General features: G+C 49.1%; 18 protein-coding genes and 1 tRNA gene. 5 read left to right on the top strand and 14 right to left on the bottom strand.

The window, feature by feature from the left end:
* Positions 1-35: 35 nt before the first annotated feature.
* From pth to ACXX82_RS08085, 7 genes are all read right to left on the bottom strand, one after another.
* Positions 36-620, bottom strand: a complete 585-nt coding sequence (gene pth / locus ACXX82_RS08115; RefSeq protein ID WP_322233495.1) for an aminoacyl-tRNA hydrolase — start codon at positions 618-620, stop codon at positions 36-38.
* A gap of 281 nt (positions 621-901) precedes the next feature.
* Positions 902-1,522 carry a 50S ribosomal protein L25/general stress protein Ctc gene (locus tag ACXX82_RS08110; RefSeq protein ID WP_322233493.1) on the bottom strand — a complete coding sequence of 207 codons (621 nt, stop codon included), beginning with the start codon at positions 1,520-1,522 and terminating at the stop codon, positions 902-904.
* A gap of 121 nt (positions 1,523-1,643) precedes the next feature.
* Positions 1,644-2,597, bottom strand: coding sequence for a ribose-phosphate pyrophosphokinase (locus ACXX82_RS08105; RefSeq protein ID WP_205323061.1), 954 nt, complete (start codon positions 2,595-2,597; stop codon positions 1,644-1,646).
* Positions 2,598-2,828: 231 nt separating this feature from the next.
* A tRNA-Gln gene (locus ACXX82_RS08100) sits at positions 2,829-2,905 on the bottom strand.
* Between the two features lie 79 nt (positions 2,906-2,984).
* Positions 2,985-3,848 (bottom strand): 4-(cytidine 5'-diphospho)-2-C-methyl-D-erythritol kinase, encoded by an 864-nt coding sequence (gene ispE / locus ACXX82_RS08095; RefSeq protein ID WP_458563971.1) that lies wholly within the window; start codon positions 3,846-3,848, stop codon positions 2,985-2,987.
* 112 nt (positions 3,849-3,960) lie between these two features.
* On the bottom strand, positions 3,961-4,677 hold the full coding sequence (locus tag ACXX82_RS08090; protein WP_458562735.1) for an outer membrane lipoprotein LolB: 717 nt from the start codon (positions 4,675-4,677) through the stop codon (positions 3,961-3,963).
* 35 nt (positions 4,678-4,712) lie between these two features.
* Positions 4,713-6,506 carry a tetratricopeptide repeat protein gene (locus ACXX82_RS08085; RefSeq protein ID WP_322233489.1) on the bottom strand — a complete coding sequence of 598 codons (1,794 nt, stop codon included), beginning with the start codon at positions 6,504-6,506 and terminating at the stop codon, positions 4,713-4,715.
* A 393-nt stretch (positions 6,507-6,899) separates the two neighbouring features.
* On the opposite strand from ACXX82_RS08085, the gene mutM reads away from it, so the two are divergent.
* Positions 6,900-7,721: a bifunctional DNA-formamidopyrimidine glycosylase/DNA-(apurinic or apyrimidinic site) lyase gene (gene mutM / locus ACXX82_RS08080; RefSeq protein WP_458562734.1), complete on the top strand. Its 822-nt coding sequence runs from the start codon at positions 6,900-6,902 to the stop codon at positions 7,719-7,721.
* A gap of 320 nt (positions 7,722-8,041) precedes the next feature.
* The gene (gene mutY, locus ACXX82_RS08075; RefSeq protein WP_323506555.1) at positions 8,042-9,151 is read left to right on the top strand and encodes an A/G-specific adenine glycosylase; all 1,110 of its coding nucleotides are present in this window, start codon (positions 8,042-8,044) and stop codon (positions 9,149-9,151) included.
* 78 nt (positions 9,152-9,229) lie between these two features.
* On the opposite strand, the gene rapZ is transcribed toward mutY, so the two are convergent.
* The 6 genes from rapZ to ilvA all read right to left on the bottom strand — a co-directional run bounded on the left by rapZ (position 9,230) and on the right by ilvA (position 15,760).
* Positions 9,230-10,105, bottom strand: a complete 876-nt coding sequence (gene rapZ / locus ACXX82_RS08070; protein ID WP_458562733.1) for an RNase adapter RapZ — start codon at positions 10,103-10,105, stop codon at positions 9,230-9,232.
* Between the two features lie 239 nt (positions 10,106-10,344).
* Positions 10,345-11,295, bottom strand: coding sequence for an HPr(Ser) kinase/phosphatase (gene hprK / locus ACXX82_RS08065; RefSeq protein WP_205323068.1), 951 nt, complete (start codon positions 11,293-11,295; stop codon positions 10,345-10,347).
* Between the two features lie 323 nt (positions 11,296-11,618).
* Entirely contained in the window at positions 11,619-12,095 is a 477-nt protein-coding gene (locus tag ACXX82_RS08060; RefSeq protein ID WP_322233483.1) for a PTS sugar transporter subunit IIA, read from the bottom strand.
* A 116-nt stretch (positions 12,096-12,211) separates the two neighbouring features.
* Positions 12,212-12,757: a hypothetical protein gene (locus ACXX82_RS08055; protein ID WP_322233481.1), complete on the bottom strand. Its 546-nt coding sequence runs from the start codon at positions 12,755-12,757 to the stop codon at positions 12,212-12,214.
* A gap of 288 nt (positions 12,758-13,045) precedes the next feature.
* Positions 13,046-13,882, bottom strand: a complete 837-nt coding sequence (queF, locus tag ACXX82_RS08050) for an NADPH-dependent 7-cyano-7-deazaguanine reductase QueF (protein ID WP_322233479.1) — start codon at positions 13,880-13,882, stop codon at positions 13,046-13,048.
* 351 nt (positions 13,883-14,233) lie between these two features.
* Positions 14,234-15,760 (bottom strand): threonine ammonia-lyase, biosynthetic, encoded by a 1,527-nt coding sequence (gene ilvA / locus ACXX82_RS08045; RefSeq protein WP_322233477.1) that lies wholly within the window; start codon positions 15,758-15,760, stop codon positions 14,234-14,236.
* Positions 15,761-15,989: 229 nt separating this feature from the next.
* On the opposite strand from ilvA, the gene ACXX82_RS08040 reads away from it, so the two are divergent.
* The gene (locus tag ACXX82_RS08040; protein ID WP_323506539.1) at positions 15,990-16,481 is read left to right on the top strand and encodes a YqaA family protein; all 492 of its coding nucleotides are present in this window, start codon (positions 15,990-15,992) and stop codon (positions 16,479-16,481) included.
* 84 nt (positions 16,482-16,565) lie between these two features.
* On the opposite strand, the gene ACXX82_RS08035 is transcribed toward ACXX82_RS08040, so the two are convergent.
* The gene (locus ACXX82_RS08035; RefSeq protein WP_322233473.1) at positions 16,566-16,721 is read right to left on the bottom strand and encodes a hypothetical protein; all 156 of its coding nucleotides are present in this window, start codon (positions 16,719-16,721) and stop codon (positions 16,566-16,568) included.
* 434 nt (positions 16,722-17,155) lie between these two features.
* Here ACXX82_RS08035 and ACXX82_RS08030 point away from each other — a divergent pair, with 434 nt between their 5' ends.
* On the top strand, positions 17,156-21,172 hold the full coding sequence (locus ACXX82_RS08030) for a DUF3683 domain-containing protein (RefSeq protein ID WP_458562732.1): 4,017 nt from the start codon (positions 17,156-17,158) through the stop codon (positions 21,170-21,172).
* Positions 21,173-21,174: 2 nt separating this feature from the next.
* Positions 21,175-21,600 (top strand): HIT family protein, encoded by a 426-nt coding sequence (locus ACXX82_RS08025; protein ID WP_322233469.1) that lies wholly within the window; start codon positions 21,175-21,177, stop codon positions 21,598-21,600.
* The last annotated feature ends 65 nt before the right edge of the window (positions 21,601-21,665 follow it).

The raw sequence follows: 21,665 nt of genomic DNA, 5'->3' as shown, positions 1-21,665 counted from the left end.
TCTCTTGATCTAATGGCGCAACGCATCAGCGGAGCTTATTTGGCGGTATGCAATAGCATGGTTGCTTCAGAAAATTTGCCGTCGCACAGCATTGGGATGACTTTTAGGCTTTCTGCGATGGCCTCATCAAGGAGTGGTTGTTCTTCTTTGCGTGGTCGATGCAAGACAAAGTCAGCCACAGCCTGTTGTAAATTTAAGGTGCGCGGGTGTCCGATGCCGATGCGCAAGCGCCAGTAGTCTTGCGTTCCGAGTGCAGCGGTAATATCTTTTAGGCCATTGTGACCACCGGATGAACCGCCTTTTTTTAGTTTGGCGATGCCTGGTAACAAATCCAGTTCGTCATGTACCACTAAAACTTCCTCAGGAGAAATTTTATAAAAGCGCGCTAATGCGCCGACGGATTGGCCGGAACGATTCATGAAGGTTTGCGGTTCAAGAAGCCATACTTCTTGCGCATTAATTCTTGTTTTTACCATGAGTGCTTTGAAATCAGCTTTGCGCTGAAGGCTGCAGCCGAGATCTTGCGCCAGATTGTCGACTAGCCAGAAGCCGGCGTTATGGCGTGTTTGCTCGTATTCCGGGCCGGGATTACCGAGGCCAACGATGAGGCGAATAGACATGAGATTCCGAATAAAGCGTGCGGTGGATTTGAGGCGATATAAACGCGAATGGCATTTTGCTTACATCCCATTAGGCAGCTTTACGCTCTTGTATCGATTTTAGGGGTAAATACCCAACTGTTGCAATCTGGTTAGTTCACCGTCAATGTTACGACTATCGTGATTGGGATCGTCCGATAGCTGGTTAGGGATCGTGGATTAGTTCGGTATAAGGATGGTAATAAAAAAAACCCGCCACAAGGGGCGGGTTCTCTCGTCACAAAACATGCTGACTAATTACATTATTTTTTTTCTGCAGCAGGAGCAGCAGCGGCAACAACGGAAGCAGGTACTTCAGCTTCAACCTTACCAGCTGGAATCGCAGCAGTTGCGATTGTCAGATTTTCCTGGCTGACAACTGTCACGCCATTAGGCAACTTCAGGTCGACCAAGTGAATCGAGTGACCCACATCCAGAGCGGACAGATCAACTTCGACGAACTCTGGCAAGTCTTTAGGCAAGCAAGAAATGTCCAGGTCAGTGATAACGTGGCTGATGATACCAGCCGACAATTTCACTGCTGGCGAAACGTCTGCGTTGATGAAATGCAGTGGGACTTTAACGTGGATCGCGTGTGTCGCGTCTACGCGTTGGAAATCTGCGTGCAAGACTAACTGTTTGTATGCGTGGACTTGGAAGTCGCGCAACAACACTTTTTGCACAGCGCCGTCGATTTCCAGATCAAGGATCGAAGAGTGGAATGCTTCTTTCTTCAGCGCGTGGTAAAGCGCGTTGTGATCGAGCGACAGGTTAACTGGCGCGTCAGAACCACCGTATACGATTCCTGGTGTTTGGCCAGCAATGCGCAGGCGGCGGCTCGCTCCGGTACCCAGCTCTTTGCGAACAAATGCGATAACTTTCATTTTGAAACTCCATGTTTGCAAGATTTGCATCTTGCGGTAAAAATCTCCCGCGACCAGGGGATTTAAGTACACCACCGAAAGGGAAAATCCCAGTTCGGGGGGTATAAATTCTTAAAAAATATTACGATTCAGCAAATAGCGACATGACTGAGTCGCCTCTGCTAATGCGCTTGAATGTCTCGGCTAGCAACTCTGCGCATGACAATTGGCGAATCTTGCCGCAGGCTTTTGCTTCGGCAGAAAGTGGAATCGTGTCGACTACCACTAATTCGTCTAGCGGAGAATTGACGATGCGCTCGAGGGCCGGACCGGACAATACCGGGTGCGTACAATAAGCAACGACCTTCTTCGCGCCGCGTTCTTTCAATACTTCAGCTGCTTTGGTCAGGGTGCCGGCGGTATCGACCATGTCATCCATAATCACGCAGTTACGGCCTTCGACTTCACCGATGATGTTCATGACTTCGGAAACGTTGGCTTTTGGACGACGTTTATCGATAATAGCCAGATCGCAATTCAGACGTTTTGCCAGAGCCCGAGCACGTACTACGCCGCCGACATCTGGAGAAACGACCAGCAGATCATCATAATTTTTGCTTACCAGGTCACCCAATAAAATGGGCGACGCGTAGATATTGTCAACAGGGATGTCGAAAAATCCCTGAATTTGGTCTGCATGCAGATCCATAATCAATACACGTTCAACGCCAGCTTCCTGCAACATATTGGCAACCACTTTTGCCGAAATCGCAACGCGCGCTGAGCGCGGACGGCGATCCTGGCGAGCATAACCAAAGTAAGGAATTGCCGCAGTAATGCGACCAGCAGAAGCACGTTTAAGTGCATCAACCATCAACATGATTTCCATTAAGCTGTCGTTGGTCGGCGCGCAGGTCGATTGCAGAACGAAGACGTCTTTACCACGGACATTTTCGTTAATTTCGACGGCTATTTCACCATCAGAGAATTTGGTGACGTTTGCTTTGCCCAACGGAATGCCGAGCTGTTTGGCAACTCCAATAGCTAGTTCCGGGTTTGCGTTGCCGGTAAAAACCATAAGGTTTTCGAGTGCCATGGAGATCCCTGAGTACAGTCGTTAAAAGTTAAAAAGCCAAGTTGAAAATCCAAGTTAAAAAGCCGACAATGCCCGACTGTGACAGTCTTGCGTTGGCGGCTTGTTCTTGTATTGTCGTATTTTTCGCGATGCTACGGGCGGTGTTGCTGCCACATAAAACGCTGTTTCTCTTGCTGCCTTGGTGTTAATTATTTTGTACTACCAACAGATACGGATAGCACAAGAACTTTATGGCAGGGGAGGAAGGACTCGAACCTTCGAATGCTGGAATCAAAATCCAGTGCCTTAACCAACTTGGCGACTCCCCTACGCAACTTGTTGTCGATCAAAATCGTCAATGCGCTAATCTAGCGCTTGCATTTCATGACCAACGAATTAGGGACCAGATTATAGCAAATCTTTTAAAGGATGGAAGCTTATTCCTTTAGCTTTCCACACTTTCCAACGTTGAGGTACTAATTTCAGTACTTCATCGGCTTGACTTTCCTGTTCAAAGGCGCAGAAGACGCATGCACCAGAACCGGTCATCCGCGCATTTCCATATGCGTTCAGCCAATTAATGACTTCGGCAACAGCTGGAAAAAGCTTGCTAGCAACGATTTGTAAATCATTCTTTCCGAAGCAATCCTGATGCCCTGAAAAGTCCGCTATTTTGACCAATTTTGTCGTCCGTGTCAATTCTTCTGACGAAAATATTAACGAAGTGGAAATTTGAACGCCGGGTTCGATGACGATGTACCAGTAATCCCGGGTATCGACTGGCATCAGCGTCTCGCCAACACCCTCGGCAAATGCATTTTGACCGAATATAAAAAATGGTACATCCGCTCCTAATTGCAGCCCGATCACCATTAACTCTGCGCGGCTGAAACCACCGTCCCATAGGTGATTTAGTGCCATTAGTGTCGTTGCGGCATCCGATGAGCCGCCTCCCAGACCACCGCCCATCGGCAATATTTTGTTTACGGTAATGTTGGCGCCGGGTGGTTGTTGGCCTAATTTTTTTTGCATCGCCGTTTGTAGCAATTTTGCCGCGCGCACGATCAGGTCAGTTTCCGCCGGTATACCTGGAATGTCGGTAATACGTTGAATGATCCCGTCGTCCCGTGTTTCGAAGTCCAGCAGATCACAGTAATCAAGCAATTGAAACACTGTCTGCAATAGATGATATCCGTCTGCGCGCCGCCCACTAACGTGCAGGAAAAGGTTTAATTTGGCAGGAGCAGGGCAGTTTTTAAGCGTACGGGTCATAACGGATAAAGGTGCGGGTAATAAGCGCCGAAAATGGCGCACATGCTGAATTAAGGCCATCCATTCGCAATCTCACTGGCCGCTTTGGTCTGTAAGAATGCAATGGCACGATTTAGTGCGGCTGCGCGCTATCAATCACGATACGGATAGCCACGTCGCCAGCTTGCGCGGTATTGCGCGTCAGATCAATGCGTTTCGGCAGGGGGTTGGCGGCGCCTTCTGCAGGCTGCCAACTAGCATATTGAATGGACCAGTGATCGGTGGTAGTAACGGTTGTCACCCCGTTATCGCTGGCCGGATTGACGTTAAAGGGTTTGCTATTGACATCAGTACCAAAGCCCTGCAACCAGTCCCGCAGACCCGCAATGGGCAGTGGCCATCCCAGTGCTTGCGCGGTCAATAGATCGACATCTGCTGCCGTGCGTGATGGCTGACCGGCTTGATGAAGAGTTGATTGTTTGGGTGTTATATCAATGGTCGCCAAAGTTTGACCCAGCGGGGAAAGCAACGTAACGAGCGTGTGCTGGCTAGTTTGCGCCCAGGTGAAGCTGCCGTGCAGCGCTTGTTCTTTGCCATCCTGTTGATAGCGGACCGACAACCGCCCACTTAAATCAATCGCCTGATGATACGAACGACTAACGCCATTAATAGCTGAAGCGGGTGGTGGCGCAGGCGTTGTGAGTGCCGCGCAACCGCTGATCGTCAAAGCGGCAGCCAGGCTAATGGCGGTAAAAGTAGTGCGCTTTGTCAACTTCGCTAATTTCCGATGAAATCCGAGTCCGCCGCTGGAAATCAACGCATTCAACCCTGACGGGATGTCTGTGCTCATCCTTTGCTGCCAAAGGCGGACAATCCAAGGCATTATCATAGGCGGACGTGCAGGCGTGTCAGCGTGCTGGTTAATGCGGCGTTTTTAGGATCTTTGGCCCGGAGTTCGCGCCATATCTTTTGTGCTTCTTCTTTTTTTCCGGTAGTCCATAAGACTTCCCCTAAATGAACGCCGATTTCAACATCGGGTAATTTACCGTAAGCCGCGCGCAGGTGGACTTCTGCCTCTGTCAGATTGCCCATCCGAAATTCTACCCATCCCATGCTATCGAGAATAAATGGGTCTTGAGGGGCAAGTGACAGCGCTTTCTTAATAAGAACCAACGCTTCCGGGAGCCGAATATTGCGCTCGGCGAGCGAGTAACCCAGTGCGTTGTACGCTTGCTGGCTATTAGGTGCAATTTCGATCAATTTGCGCAGCGATGTCTCCATGACGGCAACTTTGTCGAGTTTCTCCGCCACCATGGCATAGTCGTACAACAGATCGGTATTTTTTGGATAGTGTTTGAGCGCGACTTCGAGAACGTGTAGCGCTTCTATATTGCGATTCGCATCGCGCAAGAATTGTGCGTCGACTTGTGTAACCTGAACTTCTTCGCCCTCGCCATTGGTTTCGATTTGTGCCAGAACTTTTCTAGCGCCATCGATATCGCCACGTTTCGCTATTAATTGCGCGCGTCTTAACTGGGTGTCAAGGTAAGCTTCACCCGGACCAACCTTGGCGAGCCATTTGAGTGCGCCGTCAATATCATTTCGCTCTGCAGCCATTTGGGCCAAAATCTGAAGCGCTTGGGTGTTATCGCGATTTTCGTCTGGATGCGTTTCGAGTTTATCAACATATTGGGTGAGGTATTTTTCGGCCGTTTTGGTGTCGCCAATTTGGGCGTTAAGCAAACCGAGGGCCAACAGCGTGGTCAAATCCTCTTTGTCAGTTTTAAGTAATATTTCAAATTGAGCGCGGGCCTTATCGTATTCTTTTTGTTCGACCAAAGTGCGTGCATAGGCGATGCGGACTTCACGCGCTTTAGGGTGGGACGCGAGAAAATCGGTTAGTGCTTTGCCTGCAATTACTTTGTCTGGTGCGACTTGCGCCACAGTCAGGATCGCCAGCTCAGAATCCGGTTTCAGTTGCAATCCGAGATTGGCTTCTTCGATTGCGCGAGGACTGTCGCCATTCGAGAAAGCTGATTGCGCCAGCGCCAGATGCGCTTCCGGCATGCTTAAATACGGCGCTACAATGGTTTCGAGCATCCGCATGGCAGCGACTTTGTCTTGCGCGCGACTTAACAGACGCTGAATTTGGAAGATGATCAATCCGCGCGTTTGCGGCGTGGCATTCGCCACTCGCTGTTCCAAAATTGGCTGTGCTTCTGCCAGATTATTGCTCAGTATGATGAAGCCGAGAAAATACTGTGTTGCCTCTTCTGAATCGGGGGCAAGTTCACGCCACAAGCGAATGGCGACCAATGCGTCGCCGGCTTGTTTGGCGCTGAGTGCCATTTCGGCAGCGCGACGGGCCGGACGCGGATCGCGGGTCTGTTTAGCCACACTCATTAATGTGACGTAGGCTGATTGCCAGTTGCCGCGCTGAAATGCGATCTCAGAGCTCAACTCTTTGAACAAAATTTCACTGGTTAATTCGACCAACGGTAGGTGCTCATCGGCCTTCTTAACGTTGGCATCGGATGTGTCGTCATCCGATTTTGGCGCAGACGACGCCATTTTTTCGGTGGGCGTATCTTTCGTATCACCGGTGCTATTGGTTGGCGCCAGGCCTGCACATGCAGACAACAAGGTCGAGAGCGTTACAATGGCAAGAGCTTTTTTCAAGGCATTATCCTGACTAGCAAAGCAGAGTTGTAGGGCAGTTCTAATAAAATCAGTGTTTGCTGCAGCTAAACTTTTTAAAGTTAGCCTTGATTTTACGCCCAACCAGAGCGGAATGTGCGACTGCCCCACGGGATTGCAGTTTACGCGTTATCTTAGAATCCGCTTACTATTTGCGGCCTTAACGGCGCTGGTCTATTCCAAGTTCACAATAACGTCGCGTAAAAAACGGCATAGCTGAAATGCACCCGGCATTTTGAGGTGTGTTCGTGTGTTTATTGCGAAGTGAGCGCCAAATCGATGGTCACTCGTGACTACGCAGTAAGATAATGGGCTGATTTTCAAAGTGATATCATCGGGTTATCATCATCTAACTTTTTTGAATGCGTGTACGTTATGCCAGAACTCCCAGAAGTTGAAGTGACGAGACGTGGGGTCGCGCCTTATATTGAAGGCAAGATGGTTACCGAAGTAGTGTTACGGCGGAGTGGACTGCGTTGGCCTTTTCCCTTGGAACTGTCGTTAAGTCTGAGCGGTCGCACGGTTCGCGGTACGGGCCGACGTGGTAAATATTTATTGATTTATTTTGATCATGGTACCTTGATCGTTCACCTTGGCATGTCAGGAAATTTGCGTATTTTGCCACTGGCAACGCTCCCCAAAAAGCATGATCATTTCGATTTAGTTGTTGGTCAGCAGTTGATGCGGATGAACGACCCACGTCGTTTTGGCGCAGTACTCTGGCATGCTATGGAAGACGGCCCGGTTGCGCAGCATGTCTTGTTGGCCAAGCTTGGACTGGAACCGTTAGAAGATGTTTTTTCAGGCGATATTTTGTACGCCCAAACACGTCATCGCAGCGCACCGATCAAGCAGGTATTGTTGGCTGGAGATATTGTTGTTGGTGTTGGCAATATTTATGCGTGTGAAAGTTTATTTGAGGCGGGCATCAATCCAAAGACTGCCGCACAGAGGATCGGCAAGGCGCGGTATGCTAAATTAGCCAGCGCGATCCGCGATATTCTCGCGCGTGCTATCGAAAAAGGCGGCAGCACTTTGCGGGATTTTGTCGGTGCTGATGGCCGCTCTGGCTATTTTCAACAGAGTTATTTTGTCTATGATCGTGCCGGAGAGCCTTGTCGGGTCTGCGGTTCGTTGATCGAGCAAATGAAGCAAGGGCAGCGTTCGACTTTTTATTGTAAAACGTGTCAAAAATAAAATTAAGTAATGGCAATTAATCTGCGGCGTATCGGAGCCGCTTACTATACTGACCTTTATTCGAAGACCAGAAGTTACCGATTGTTAGTTTTAAATAGAAAGTCGAATCTGCATCGGAGTGACGCAAATGCGTTGAATGGGGCAAAATTGAGGCTGACTTCGCATAAATAAGCGCCGCCAGATGGGCTTAACCCACAAAACAATCGTTGAAAGTAGCCGTATAAATGAAGCGTGTCGTGAAGAATTCTCTTGCCAGTGATGGCGTCCTTATTGCGAATAATATCGCTGCCAATAGTGCTGAAGGTGTCGTTGCCGCGGACGTGAGCAAGACCCTATCAGACAACAATCAGCACCTCGTCCATTACGTTGATCCCACGTTTTCTGATGCTGTGATTAGATGGCAGAAACAGCACGGACGGCACGCGTTACCTTGGCAAAATACGCGTGATCCCTATCGTGTCTGGCTCTCGGAAATCATGCTTCAGCAGACACAAGTGACAGCGGTAATTCCTTATTATCAAAAGTTTATGGTGCGCTTTCCAAGCCTGCACAGTCTGGCAGAAGCGCCGAGTGAGGATGTGATGGCGCATTGGGCTGGATTGGGTTACTACACGCGCGCCCGCAATTTGCATCGCTGCGCGCAGCGCGTTGTGGCGGAGTACGGTGGTGTATTTCCCAGCGATCCCTTATTGCTAGAAGATTTGCCTGGCATCGGACGGTCGACCGCTGCGGCCATCGTTGCGTTTTCCTACGGTGTGCGCGCAGCTATTTTGGATGGTAATGTCAAACGCGTATTCGCTCGCGTATTCGGTATTGACGGTTACCCCGGCGCTAAGCAAATTGAGTTACCCATGTGGCGTCGGGCTGTGGATTTGTTGCCGGAGCAAGGTGTCGAATCTTATACTCAAGGCCTGATGGATTTAGGAGCAACACTTTGCACGCGCAGCAAACCGTCTTGTATGGCTTGTCCCTTGGCGCAACGTTGCGTTGCGCTGGCGACTAATAGAGTGGCGGAGTTGCCTGTGCGTAAGCCGAAAAAGACAATTCCAGAGAAGCAAACGGGTATGTTGGTGATTGTTGATGGAAACCAGGTACTTCTGGAGCAACGACCAGATAGCGGTATTTGGGGCGGATTATTATCGCTGCCAGAGTTCGATATGGAGCATGATATTGAATCATCAGTGACGCGGCTGACAGCCCCCTTTGGTACGGTGGCTTCGTGTGAGCCATTACAGTCTTTCCTGCATGTTTTCACCCATTTCAAGCTTCAGATTTCCCCTTATGAAATCCGGCTTGAACGCCGACTTAATATGGCGGCGCAATCAGCGTATGTTTGGTATTCGGCAGAAAAATTAGCAGATGCACCGTTGCCAGCGCCAGTCAAAAAATTATTGCTGGCAGTGTTTCGCCAGGCTGATCTTTTTGTGTAAGCGCACTACGAAATGTTTAATGCGCCACTGCGTCATCAAACCTGATCAGATATTAATTGAACGACATAGGTCGCTCAATTAACTGACAACGTGGCTAAGTTGTCGATGACGCCGGACTACATGCTCGGTCGTTTCAAAATGTTGGGCAAGATGTTCGACCATATAAACGGACCGATGTTGTCCGCCGGTACAACCGATCGCGACCGTTAGATAGCTACGATTGTCTTGTTTAAAGGACGGAAGCCATTTGCTGATGAAGCCTGCTATGTCGTGCAGTAACTCCGCGACCTGCGGCAACTCGTCAAGAAAATCGATGACCGGTTGATCGCGACCGTTCAACGGGCGCAGGACCGGATCGTAGTGTGGATTGGGCAGCATGCGGACGTCAAACACCAGATCCGCATCGAGTGGCACGCCATGCTTGAAAGCGAACGATTCGAACAGCAACGTCAGCGGGGCGTGTTCGGTATCGACCAGATCTTTGATCCAGCCGCGTAGTTTGTTGGTACTCAAATCAGACGTGTCGATGATATGACCAAGACCTTCAATGTCTACCAGCAACTCACGTTCCCCAACGATGCATTCGGTCAGCGTCATACGGTCTGAGGGATTCTGGCCGGGACGTAAGCGATGCGATAACGGATGACTACGGCGAGTCTCAGAAAAGCGTGCGATCAATGCTTCGGTTTGGGCGGTCAGAAAAATAACTTTGACGTCATGACCTTGGGCTTTTAGCTGTTTAATATCGGAAGGAAGCCGTGCCAACGAATCGGCGCTACGTGCGTCGGTGGCAACTGCGAGCATTTGGATGTCCTCGTCGACGCGGGTTGCGACCAATTCCCGTAATAAAGTCGGTGGCAAATTGTCGACGCAGAAGTAGCCAGCATCCTCTAAAACGCGAAGGGCGACAGATTTTCCGGAGCCGGAAATGCCAGTGATGAGAATTATTCGCATAGTCTAATAGGTCGCATGAGTCGTGTTTTTACCGAAATTGCTAAAGATGCTTGTGCAAAATAAGGGTCAAGCAGGCGTCAATACAGCGCCAATCAGAGTCGTCGAAACCGGTTGCGTCAACTCTGTTGGACGTGGTCTGGTAGGGAAACATAACATATCTGGCGAAATAATTTCACATTTGGAATGCGTGCAGAGGCACGCCAACGTTTCACGTGTGCTTATTTTGCCCGAATACTACTTTAATAAATATCGCTTTCGCTGTCCATGACTGCGCGTTGGCGCGCGATGAAGTCTTTAAGCGTGTCGATGCCGCGCAATTGCAAAATGGTATTGCGCACCGCCGCTTCGAGTAGTACCGCTATATTGCGACCGGCGGCGACCGGTATGATCACTTTGCGCACTGGGAGTCCCAGGACATCATCGTAATGCGCATCAAGCGGCAGGCGTTCATAGTTTTCTTCCAAAGTGGCGCGACGCACCAGATGGACGATCAGTTTCAGGCGCATTTTGCGGCGGACCGCAGTTTCACCAAAGATCGTTTTGATATCTAGCAGACCCAAGCCGCGCACTTCTAAAAGGTTTTGTAGCAATGGCGGGCAGCGACCTTCGATCATATTTGGCGCAATGCGGGCAAATTCGACCGCATCGTCAGCCACCAGGCCGTGACTACGCGAGATTAGTTCAAGCCCAAGTTCGCTTTTGCCGAGGCCGGATTCGCCGGTAATGAGCACACCAACGCCGAGTACGTCCATAAATACGCCATGCATGGTGATGCGTTGTGCTAATTTTTTTGATAAATAGACGCGTAAATAATCGATTACCTGCGCGGCCGGCAGCGGTGTCGAGAATAAAGGTATATTTTTTTCGTCGCAAATATCCAGAATGTCGGGCGGCGTGGCCAGTCCTTGCGCGATGATAAATGCCGGTGGCGCACCAGCGACCAACTCTGACGTTTGATACGCGCGTGACGTCTCAGACAGGCGTTTGTAGTATTGCGTTTCCTGATGACCAAAAACCTGAATTCGTCCGGGATGGATCAGATTCAAATGGCCGACTTGATCGGCTGCCGATGCCGCATCTCCTGAAATCAGGCGTTCGCCGCCCGGAAAACCGGCAAACCAGCCGAGTTGTAGCGACTCGCGATTGTCTTCGTATAGTTGTTGAATGGATAAAGGCGTACTTGAGGGCATAGGAGGGCAGTTTGAACAGTTAAAGGGCTGCGCATTGAGTGACCGCCTGCGATTAATCTGGATGTCGCCGCGAATTAACTACAATCGGGAGTTGCATGCGCTCACCCCAATACGCCGGTTTTTACAAATAAATCATGATATTTTGTACTGTCTTTCGTGCTGCCAGTGCCTTCACATTCTTTTATTAGACTTATCTTAGGATTGTTTTCGTCTGCATGCCCGGCGTGTACAATTTGTGTAAGTCCTTATAACTGCGTATCGAGGCTTGTTTATTTATTGTTATTTTTTTAATCTCATTTAATCATGGCCTATTTTGCATCCTTTTAGGTCGCATTTTCGGCGCTCATTGGCTGCCATCCAATGAGCTTTGCATGAATTGAAAGCGGATCAGGATCGGTATTCAGTATCTCCCTAAAAGTATCGCTGGAAAACATTTCTGCTACTTCCGATAGGATTTCAAGATGGTGTTGCGTCGCATGATCCGGGACGAGCAAAAATACCAGCAAACCGACTGGCTCACCGTCGGGTGATTCAAACGGAATCGGCTGGGCTAACCGCACAAAAGCAGCGAGCGGCGCCTTCAAACCTTTGACACGTCCGTGCGGTACTGCAACACCGTGACCAAGCCCGGTTGAGCCGAGTCTTTCGCGCGCAAACAGGTTGTCTGAGACGGTCGAGCGCGCAATGCCGCAATTGTTTTCGAACATGAGTCCAGCTTGTTCGAAAGCACGTTTTTTACTGGAAACTTCCAGATCCAGTACAACGTTTTGTAATGGCAGGATTTTTGCGAGATTAGTCATTTTACGAATCAGTTTCTGCACTGTAGTGATGTTGTGCAGAATTATAGGCCTGAATCTGACTCGTAGCACCTAGTTGCCGCATTGGTTGACGTAAACGTTATATTTTAAGCAGCTATTTAGTCGACCTCAAAGCGAGCAAACAACAACAGTACATCGCCATTACCCTTGTTGCTGGATAAGCGTGGAATATACGAGGCCATCAATTTCGCTTTTTTTGTCCCGATTCCGGCAATTGGCAAAGGCAGTGGAAACGGGAAACCACCGAAATAATCTTGGCGACTGACTAACATAGCAGTGTAACCAGCGCTAAATTCGATTGGCGTTTTTGGCACATTAAAGACCCATTCGTAGGCGTATCCAGCCATTAATTGTGGTTTAAAGTGCGAATCACGAATCCCGAAAAAATACAGTGATTCGTCATTTCCATCAGCATTGCGGAATGTGCGCCCACCGCCTATGCCCCATGCTTTTTCGTTCAACTCCCTGATCCGTTCGGCAGTGTAGGTATTCCGACCATGATAGGCGTAGCCGGATAAATACACTTCCTCTGCGCCATTGTCGGTAATGTTGCCAAGACGGTTTTTAGTTTGTTGCCACCAACCGGCGCTGTCGCTGGTTTCTTGTGCTTCTTGGGCGTAAGAGGTGGTAAAGCAAAGCATCATGATCAGAGTAATCGTAGCTTTTATATAATATAAGTAGTTTTTTTGTACCATAAGGGACTCATTAAAAATAGCAAAAAAGTGGAAGCAACATTTCCCACTCGGCAACGTCATTTTTTGGATGCAAAAATAACGATGATGATCGGTTTTTATTTTTGTTCAGGTGTTGGTGCAAAAAACAGTGCTTCGGCGAAGCGACTGTTCTATGCCTTAAACGATGCATTTAGGTGATGCATCAGTTGCGGATTCGACAATGAGCAATCAAAGGTGTACATAGAAGAAAAATAGATGCTACTGACGTGCGAGACGACGATTGGATGGTGGTGGACCTGAAAAGTTGCAACGCCAAGGATTAATATCCAATCCGCCTCGACGGGTGTAACGCGCATAAACGGATAATTTTTGAGGCGAGCACTGTTGCATGATGTCCATAAAAATGCGTTCGACGCATTGTTCATGAAATTCATTGTGATCGCGAAAACTGATTAAGTACTGTAGTAAGCCTTCCTGATCGATGGGCGTACCGACATATTGAATTTGTACGCTGCCCCAATCCGGTTGCCCGGTGACCAAGCAATTCGACTTGAGCAAATGCGATATAAGTGTTTCATTGACGGGGATGGCATGTCGGTCGGTTTTTAATAAAGATGGTTTTGGCTGATAGTCGGTGACGTCAATATCTAGTCGATCTAGCAATATTCCTTGCGGCTCCTTGATCATTTGAGCGGCAAATGCATCCGCTGTGGTCAGCATTACCTGTACGGTAGTACCAAATCCAAGCGATAAATCGGCACGCAATAACGCCAGCAATGCATCGGTATCGGCTAATTTTGTCTGATTGAAGGAGTTCAGATATAGCTTGAAAGACTTCGATTCGATGATGTTCGGGGAGTCCGCCGGTGCCGTGATGGTTGCGATGGCTACTTGCGGTTTACCACGCAAATTGAGCCACGATACTTCATACGCATTCCAGATATCGACACCGAAAAACGGCAATGCGCCGCGAATCCCGATTTCTTCGCGCTTGCCAGCGCGTGCGATAGAAAACAATAACGTTGGGTCGTATTCAGCTGTGTAAGTGGCAACTTTTCCTAACGGCGAGAATTCTGGCGTAATGGGAGCGTTCATGATTTTGATGGTGCGTAAATGCGTATTCGTCGATTGCCGGCAAAGCCAGAACTCCAGTGTGGCATGGAGAATTTTGAGAAAATATAGATTGAAAAAAACTTTATCGAAGCGCTATCAACGGGGTAGTCGTTGTCGGTCTGATAGTAACGATCAAACGCAATGATCGAGCATAATGATTCAACGACTCACCGTTTGACCGCCAGGACATAAGCTTGGCGGTCAATAAACATACAGACATGAACCTTGGTTAAGGTCAAAAATAGTTAACAAAATACGTTGTATTTCTTTGATGAAGGGATTGCGTAGTGATCCGAATTATTTTCCATCACGACACTTTATTCCAGATATAGTTTATCCCAAAAACAGTTTATAGACAGGGTTCTCACTTTCATCCCAATAGCGATAACCTAGATTATCCAGGAAGCCACGGAATGCTTTCATTTCCTTTTTCGGCACTTGCAGGCCAATTAAGATACGGCCAACGTCGCCACCTTGGCTCCGATAATGGAATAGGCTTATATTCCAGTTTGGTGCCATACAGTCAAGAAAGCGCGTCAGCGCGCCCGGACGCTCAGGAAATTCAAAGCGATATAACAACTCATCATGCGCCAGCGCACTTTTGCCACCAACCAGATGGCGGATATGTACTTTGGCTAGTTCATCATGGGTCAGATCAAGCGTGCTGAAACCATGCTTCTCGAAATTTTTGGCGATCTGTCCAGACTCATCGTACGTTGAGGTTTGCACGCCGACAAAAACGTGCGCAGCTTTTTCGTCACTGATGCGATAGTTGAATTCAGTGACGTTGCGATCACCAACCAATTTGCAAAAACGACCGAAACTTCCGCGTTCCTCTGGTATCGTGACGGCAAATACCGCTTCGCGCGATTGGCCGATATCTGCCATTTCAGAGACGAATCGCAACCGATCAAAGTTCATATTGGCACCGGAAGCGATGGTAATCAGCACTTGATTTTTAATCGGCTTGCGGGTGCCTTTAGCGCGCTCGATATAGGCTTTGGCACCGGCTACTGACAACGCTCCGGATGGTTCTAGAATACTTCGCGTGTCCTGAAATACATCTTTAATGGCGGTACAAACTGCGAATGTGTCGACCAGAATGACTTCATCGACATACAGTTTGGCGAGACGAAACGTTTCTTCCCCGACAAGTTTGACGGCAGTGCCGTCGGCAAATAGCCCTACATCGGCTAAAGTAATCCGGCGACCCGCTTTAAGACTGCGCGCCATCGCATCCGAATCGACCGTCTGGACGCCGATCACCTTGATTTCGGGCCGCACCGCTTTGACGTAGGCGGCGATTCCTGCAATCAAGCCACCGCCACCAATAGGGACGAAAATTGCGTGAATTGGTGCTGCATGCTGGCGCAGAATTTCCATGCCGACTGTACCCTGACCTGCAATGACGTGTGGGTCATCAAATGGATGCACAAAGGTCAGCTTATGTTTTTTCTGCAGCGTTAATGCGTGGTTATAGGCTTCGGTGTACGAATCTCCAAACAGCACTACTTCGCCGCCACGGGCGCGTACAGCATCGACCTTGACCAGAGGTGTTGTGGTCGGCATAACGATCATGGCGCGACAACCAAGTTTAGATGCCGACAAAGCCAGACCTTGGGCATGATTACCCGCGGACGCACAAATGACGCCGCGTTTGAGTTGCTGCGGAGTCAAGCTCGCCATTTTGTTATATGCGCCGCGCAATTTAAAACTAAACACGCTATGCATATCTTCGCGCTTGAAATAAATCTGGTTCTCCATCTTCAGAGACAGCGTCCGCGCCAGTTCAAGTGGCGTTTCCTGCGCGACGTCATAGACGCGGGCGGTCAAGATTTGCTGCAAATAATCTGTAGTCATGGTCAGGTCAAATTAGCGCGCTGCGGCAGATTAGGAAGCTCCTGAATCGCTAGCGCCAGGTCAAGTTTAAGGTCTATCCGAAATGTAGACAGCCGATCATTATAATGGACCGCTTTGCGTGTTGGCGTGAATGGCTTTATAAGCTGCTATTTAGTCGTTATTTCGGTAGGTATTCGGCACTTGTTTTAAAAGCATGCGCCCTTTTTTAACCCCTTCTTTTTAAATTTTTATGATTGAATCAGCTGTTGTATGGGCGTTAGGCGTGCTTGCGATACCGACCGTTGGGTTATGGTCGGTGTTCATCGTCAGTTTTGTATCCGCCACTTTGTTACCAATGGGCTCAGAGCCCGCCGTGTTTGCGGTCATCAAAGCTAACGGTGCGCTTTATTGGTCCGTCATCGTGGTCGCCACCGCTGGGAATACACTCGGTGGCGCATTGGACTATTGGATGGGGTACAGCGCCAAGCAGGCATTTGCACGCGAACGCAAAAGTCGTTGGTTCCATTGGTTGGAGCATTACGGCCCAAAAACGATGCTATTGAGCTGGTTACCGATTATCGGCGACCCCATTTGCACTTTGGCAGGTTGGTTGCATTTGCCGTTCTGGCCAAGCGTCATGTATATGGCAATCGGCAAATTTTTACGTTATATCGCTATGACATGGATACTTATGTCATTACCGGATGGATTCTGGCGGCAGCTCGCGCACTGGCTGTTTTAACAGCGCCATATTCTGAATTAATGGCGTAATTCTGGTGTATAAATAATACGTATCACGCATTGCTAACCAGATGAAACGGATTGTTTATACAATAAGTCCATGCAGAAAGATGCCAGCCAATGCGGGAGTGATCAACAACATGACCAGTGGCGGCACGATACGGACTTGCCAAGGTTGTGCGCTTAGCAAGTGAGAAAGGCCAGAGTAGCGATTGGTAAGTACTTGATGACGAGTGCGCATGTTTAGACTCCAGTTCAATGAGAAAGGTTATAGCGCTAAGCTGAATAAGCCGACTGCTAGCCTTTGCACTCGGCGTATTCGGCGAGTGTGACAGCAACGTTGTCGAAGATGACGATCATAAATTGATGCCACATAATTGCTTTCGTATGATTGTGCGATATATTAATTATAGAATAAAACTATTAATTATTAATAGTTGATTGTTTTTATCGATTCAATTGCTTATTGCTATGACGCAATCTATTATTTTTGTAGAGATATAATTTTTCACAAATGCGATTTTAGTTATCATTTTAACCATTCTAATCTACGGATTTTGATGCTGAAATTGCGGCCATGCACAAATTGATGTCGCACAAACACTAGCTTGTCGTCGCGACTCTTCGCTATAGGCTAAAATGCTTACTCAGCGGCAGCCTACACTCTCTATATAAATGAACGCCCCAGTACAAATCCAAGCTCTAGTATCAGATGCACCACACGGTGCAACCCCTACGCGCGTGCGCGAGATTCCCTACAATTACACCTCTTTTTCAGATCGTGAAATTGTCATTCGGCTCCTCGGTGAAGCTTCGTGGGCGTTGCTCGATGAATTACGTTCCAAACGTCAGACCGGTCGCTCAGCACGTATGCTGTACGAAGTCTTGGGCGATATTTGGGTCGTACGTCGCAATCCCTATTTGCAAGACGATATGCTCGACAATCCAAAACGTCGGCAGGCGCTGATTGACGCGCTGAACCATCGTTTGGCAGAAGTCGATAAGCGTCGTCTGGATATCGCACACGCGCAAGATCATGACCACGACGCGATCCGCCGTAGCGCCAAGGTGGAAGCATTGGTCGAGGCTGCACGTTTGGCTATTAGCAAATTTTCGGACGAGTTCCGTCAGACTTATGATTTGCGTAAACGCACCAATAAAATTTTGGGGCGCTATACCGCCAAAGACAACATCAAGTTCGACGGACTGTCACGTGTATCGCACGTAACAGATGCTACCGACTGGCGCGTTGAGTATCCGTTTGTGGTCCTGACACCCGACAGCGAAGATGAGATGGCGGGACTGGTCAAAGGTTGTATCGAACTCGGTCTGACCATTATTCCGCGTGGCGGCGGCACCGGTTACACGGGCGGTGCGATTCCGCTCACACCGTTTTCAGCAGTAATCAATACCGAAAAGCTGGAACAACTCGGCGAAGTGGAAATGGCTGTATTGCCAGGTCTGCAAACGGAATACGCGACTATTTTCTCCGGCGCTGGTGTAGTAACCAAGCGCGTAGCGGATGCGGCTGAAAAGGCCGGTTTCGTTTTTGCGGTTGACCCAACCTCGGCATCCGCATCCTGCATCGGCGGCAATATTGCCATGAATGCGGGTGGTAAAAAGGCCTTGTTATGGGGCACTGCCATTGATAATTTGGCAAGCTGGCGCATGGTCGATCCAAACGGCGATTGGCTGGATGTCACGCGACTGGATCACAATCTTGGCAAAATTCATGACACGCCTTTAGCGCGTTTTAAACTGGAATGGCGGCATCCGGCGGCAAAAGGACATCCGGCAGAAGCGACGTTCAAGACTGAAATTCTTGAAATACCCGGCGGCACTTTCCGCAAGGAGGGTTTAGGCAAGGATGTTACGGATAAATTTTTAGCCGGTTTGCCTGGTATTCAAAAGGAAGGTTGCGACGGGCTGATCACGTCCGGCGTGTGGATTTTGCATAAAATGCCAAAGTTCACCCGTACCGTCTGTCTGGAGTTTTTCGGTCAGGCACGCGATGCGATTCCATCGATCGTTGAGATCAAAAACTATCTCGACGGTCTTCCCGCAAAAGGCGAAGGATTTACGTCGATTCGCCTCGCCGGTCTTGAACATCTCGATGAGCGGTATTTGCGCGCAGTCGGTTATTCGACCAAGTCCAAGCGCGGCGTGTTGCCGAAAATGGCCTTGTTTGGCGACATTGTGGGTGACGATGAAAACGCTGTCGCACACGCAGCGTCGGAAGTCGTGCGTCTGGCGAATAACCGTGTTGGTGAAGGGTTTGTTGCCGTTAGTCCAGAAGCGCGGAAGAAATTCTGGCTCGATCGCTCACGTACCGCGGCTATTTCCAAGCATACCAACGCCTTTAAAATTAATGAAGACGTGGTCATTCCGCTCAATCGGATGGGCGAATACACCGACGGTATCGAACGCATCAATATTGAGTTATCGATCAAAAACAAGTTGCAGTTGTTAGATCAATTGCAAGTCTTTTTTGCCAAAGGTAATTTGCCTTTGGGTAAAAGCGAAGAGTCCGATGGCGATGATATCGCTGGCGCAGAGTTGATGGAACAACGGGTTCCTCAAGCGCAGGATTTGCTGGCAAAGGCGAAGCTGCGCTGGACGTATCTTTTGCAGCAACTGGATGCACCGCTGGCCGACGTAAAGGCGGAATTAGCAGCATTGGGTCTGGATAAATTAAGTGCGGTGTTTGAGCAGCGCTTGATTCAGCAACCCGATGCACGTTTATTTGACGTGGTTCAGGACCGCACCGTCAGCATCTCCTGGAAGCAGGAAGTCCGTGCGCAATTGCGCCAGATTTTTAATGGTGGCGCGTTCAAGTTGATATTGGACGAATGCACGGCTATTCATAAAACAGTATTGCGTGGCCGTGTATTTGTCGCGCTTCACATGCACGCCGGTGATGGCAATGTCCATACCAACTTGCCGGTGAACTCCGATCACTACGACATGTTGCAGGACGCACACGCTGCAGTTGCGCGCATTATGAAGTTGGCGCGTTCGCTGGATGGCGTGATTTCGGGTGAGCATGGCATCGGCATTACCAAGCTGGAGTTTTTGACCGAAGATGAAATCAAGGATTTCCGCGATTACAAATTACGCGTCGATCCAGAAGGACGTTTTAACAAAGGTAAATTACTGAATTTGCCGGGCCTTGAAGCTGATTTAAGCAATGCTTACACGCCGTCGTTCGGCTTGATGGGACACGAATCGCTGATCATGCAGCAAAGCGACATCGGCGCGATTGCTACGAGTATCAAGGATTGCTTGCGCTGCGGTAAGTGCAAGCCGGTTTGTGCAACGCACGTGCCTCGCGCCAACTTGCTGTACTCGCCTCGCAATAAGATTCTGGCGACTTCGTTGCTGGTCGAAGCCTTCTTATATGAAGAGCAGACACGGCGCGGCATTTCGATCAAGCATTGGGAAGAGTTTGAAGACGTCGCGGATCATTGCACCGTCTGTCACAAGTGTTTGACGCCTTGTCCGGTCGATATCGACTTTGGTGAAGTGTCGATGAACATGCGTAATCTGCTGCGTAAGATGGACAAAAAATCGTTTAATCCGGGCACGACAGCGGCGATGTTTTTCCTGAATGCCAAAGATCCTGCGACGATCAACATGACCCGCAAAGTGATGACCGATTGGGGCTTTAAGGCACAACGACTAGGTAACGAAGTGCTGAAAAAGTTTGCCAAAAAGCAGACTAAAGCGCCACCGTCAACGATTGGCAAAGCACCGATTAAAGAACAGGTCATTCACTTTATTAACAAGAAAATGCCAGGTAATTTGCCGAAGAAGACCGCGCGCGCGTTACTGGACATTGAAGACGATAAAGTGATTCCGATCATTCGGGACCCGCAGACAACGACGGCCGAAACCGAAGCAGTGTTTTACTTCCCCGGTTGCGGTTCGGAACGCCTGTTCTCGCAAGTTGGTCTGGCAACGCAAGCAATGTTGTGGCACGTTGGCGTACAAACGGTGTTGCCACCTGGCTATTTGTGCTGTGGTTACCCGCAACGTGGTTCTGGCGATTTCGACAAAGCCGAGAAGATCATCACCGATAATCGGGTGTTGTTTCATCGGATGGCGAACACCTTAAATTACCTCGACATCAAAACTGTCATCGTGTCTTGCGGTACTTGCTATGATCAACTTCAGGGTTATGAGTTTGAGAAAATATTCCCCGGCTGTCGCATCATCGATATCCATGAATATTTGCTGAAAAAAAATCTTAAACTGGAAGGTGTTAACGGCACGCGTTATATGTATCACGACCCTTGCCATTCGCCGATGAAGTTGCAAGACCCACTGAAAACCGTGAATGCGTTAATCACGACTATAGACAATCAGAAGATCGAGAAAAATGATCGCTGCTGTGGTGAATCCGGTACTTTTGGCGTGAGCCGTCCGGACGTATCAACGCAAGTGCGCTTCCGCAAGGAAGAAGAGATGATCAGCGGTGCGGATAAAGTGCGCGCGGATGGTTTCACCGGCGAAGTCAAAATTCTGACATCGTGCCCATCTTGTTTGCAAGGGCTAACGCGTTACAACGATGACTCCGGCACGACTGCAGATTACATCGTGGTCGAAATGGCGAAGCATTTATTGGGCGAAAACTGGTTGCCGGATTACGTCAACCGCGCCAATAGCGGCGGCATAGAACGCGTGTTGGTATAACCATGACGGCCAGTTCTGCGGGTTGTGAATTGTGCGCAAGCGAGGGCGGAGAAGTGCTCTCTCGTAACGACAAATATCGCGTGGTATTGGTCGATGATGCCCAATATCCAGGATTTTGTCGGGTTATCTGGCATGCGCATGTGAAGGAAATGACCGATTTGTCCGCTGACGATCGTGATGGTTTGATGCGCGCTATATGGCGAGTTGAGCAGGCGATAAGGGCGGTCATGCAGCCGGAAAAAATCAATCTTGCTTGCTTCGGCAACATGACGCCGCATGTGCATTGGCATGTGATTCCGCGCTATTTGGATGACGTGCATTTCCCGCAACCAGTATGGGGAACGATTCAACAAACGACACCCTCGGCTGTGCTGGCCGCCCGTCAGGCGTTATTGCCGTCATTGCGAGCAGCGCTTTTGCAACTTTAATACGCACCTTTTGGTTTGCATTAATTTTCACATTAATACGTCGCACTTTAATTTATATACGGATA

The organism is Glaciimonas sp. GNP009, from assembly GCF_054343755.1.
This window is presented reverse-complemented; position numbering and strand designations above follow the sequence as displayed.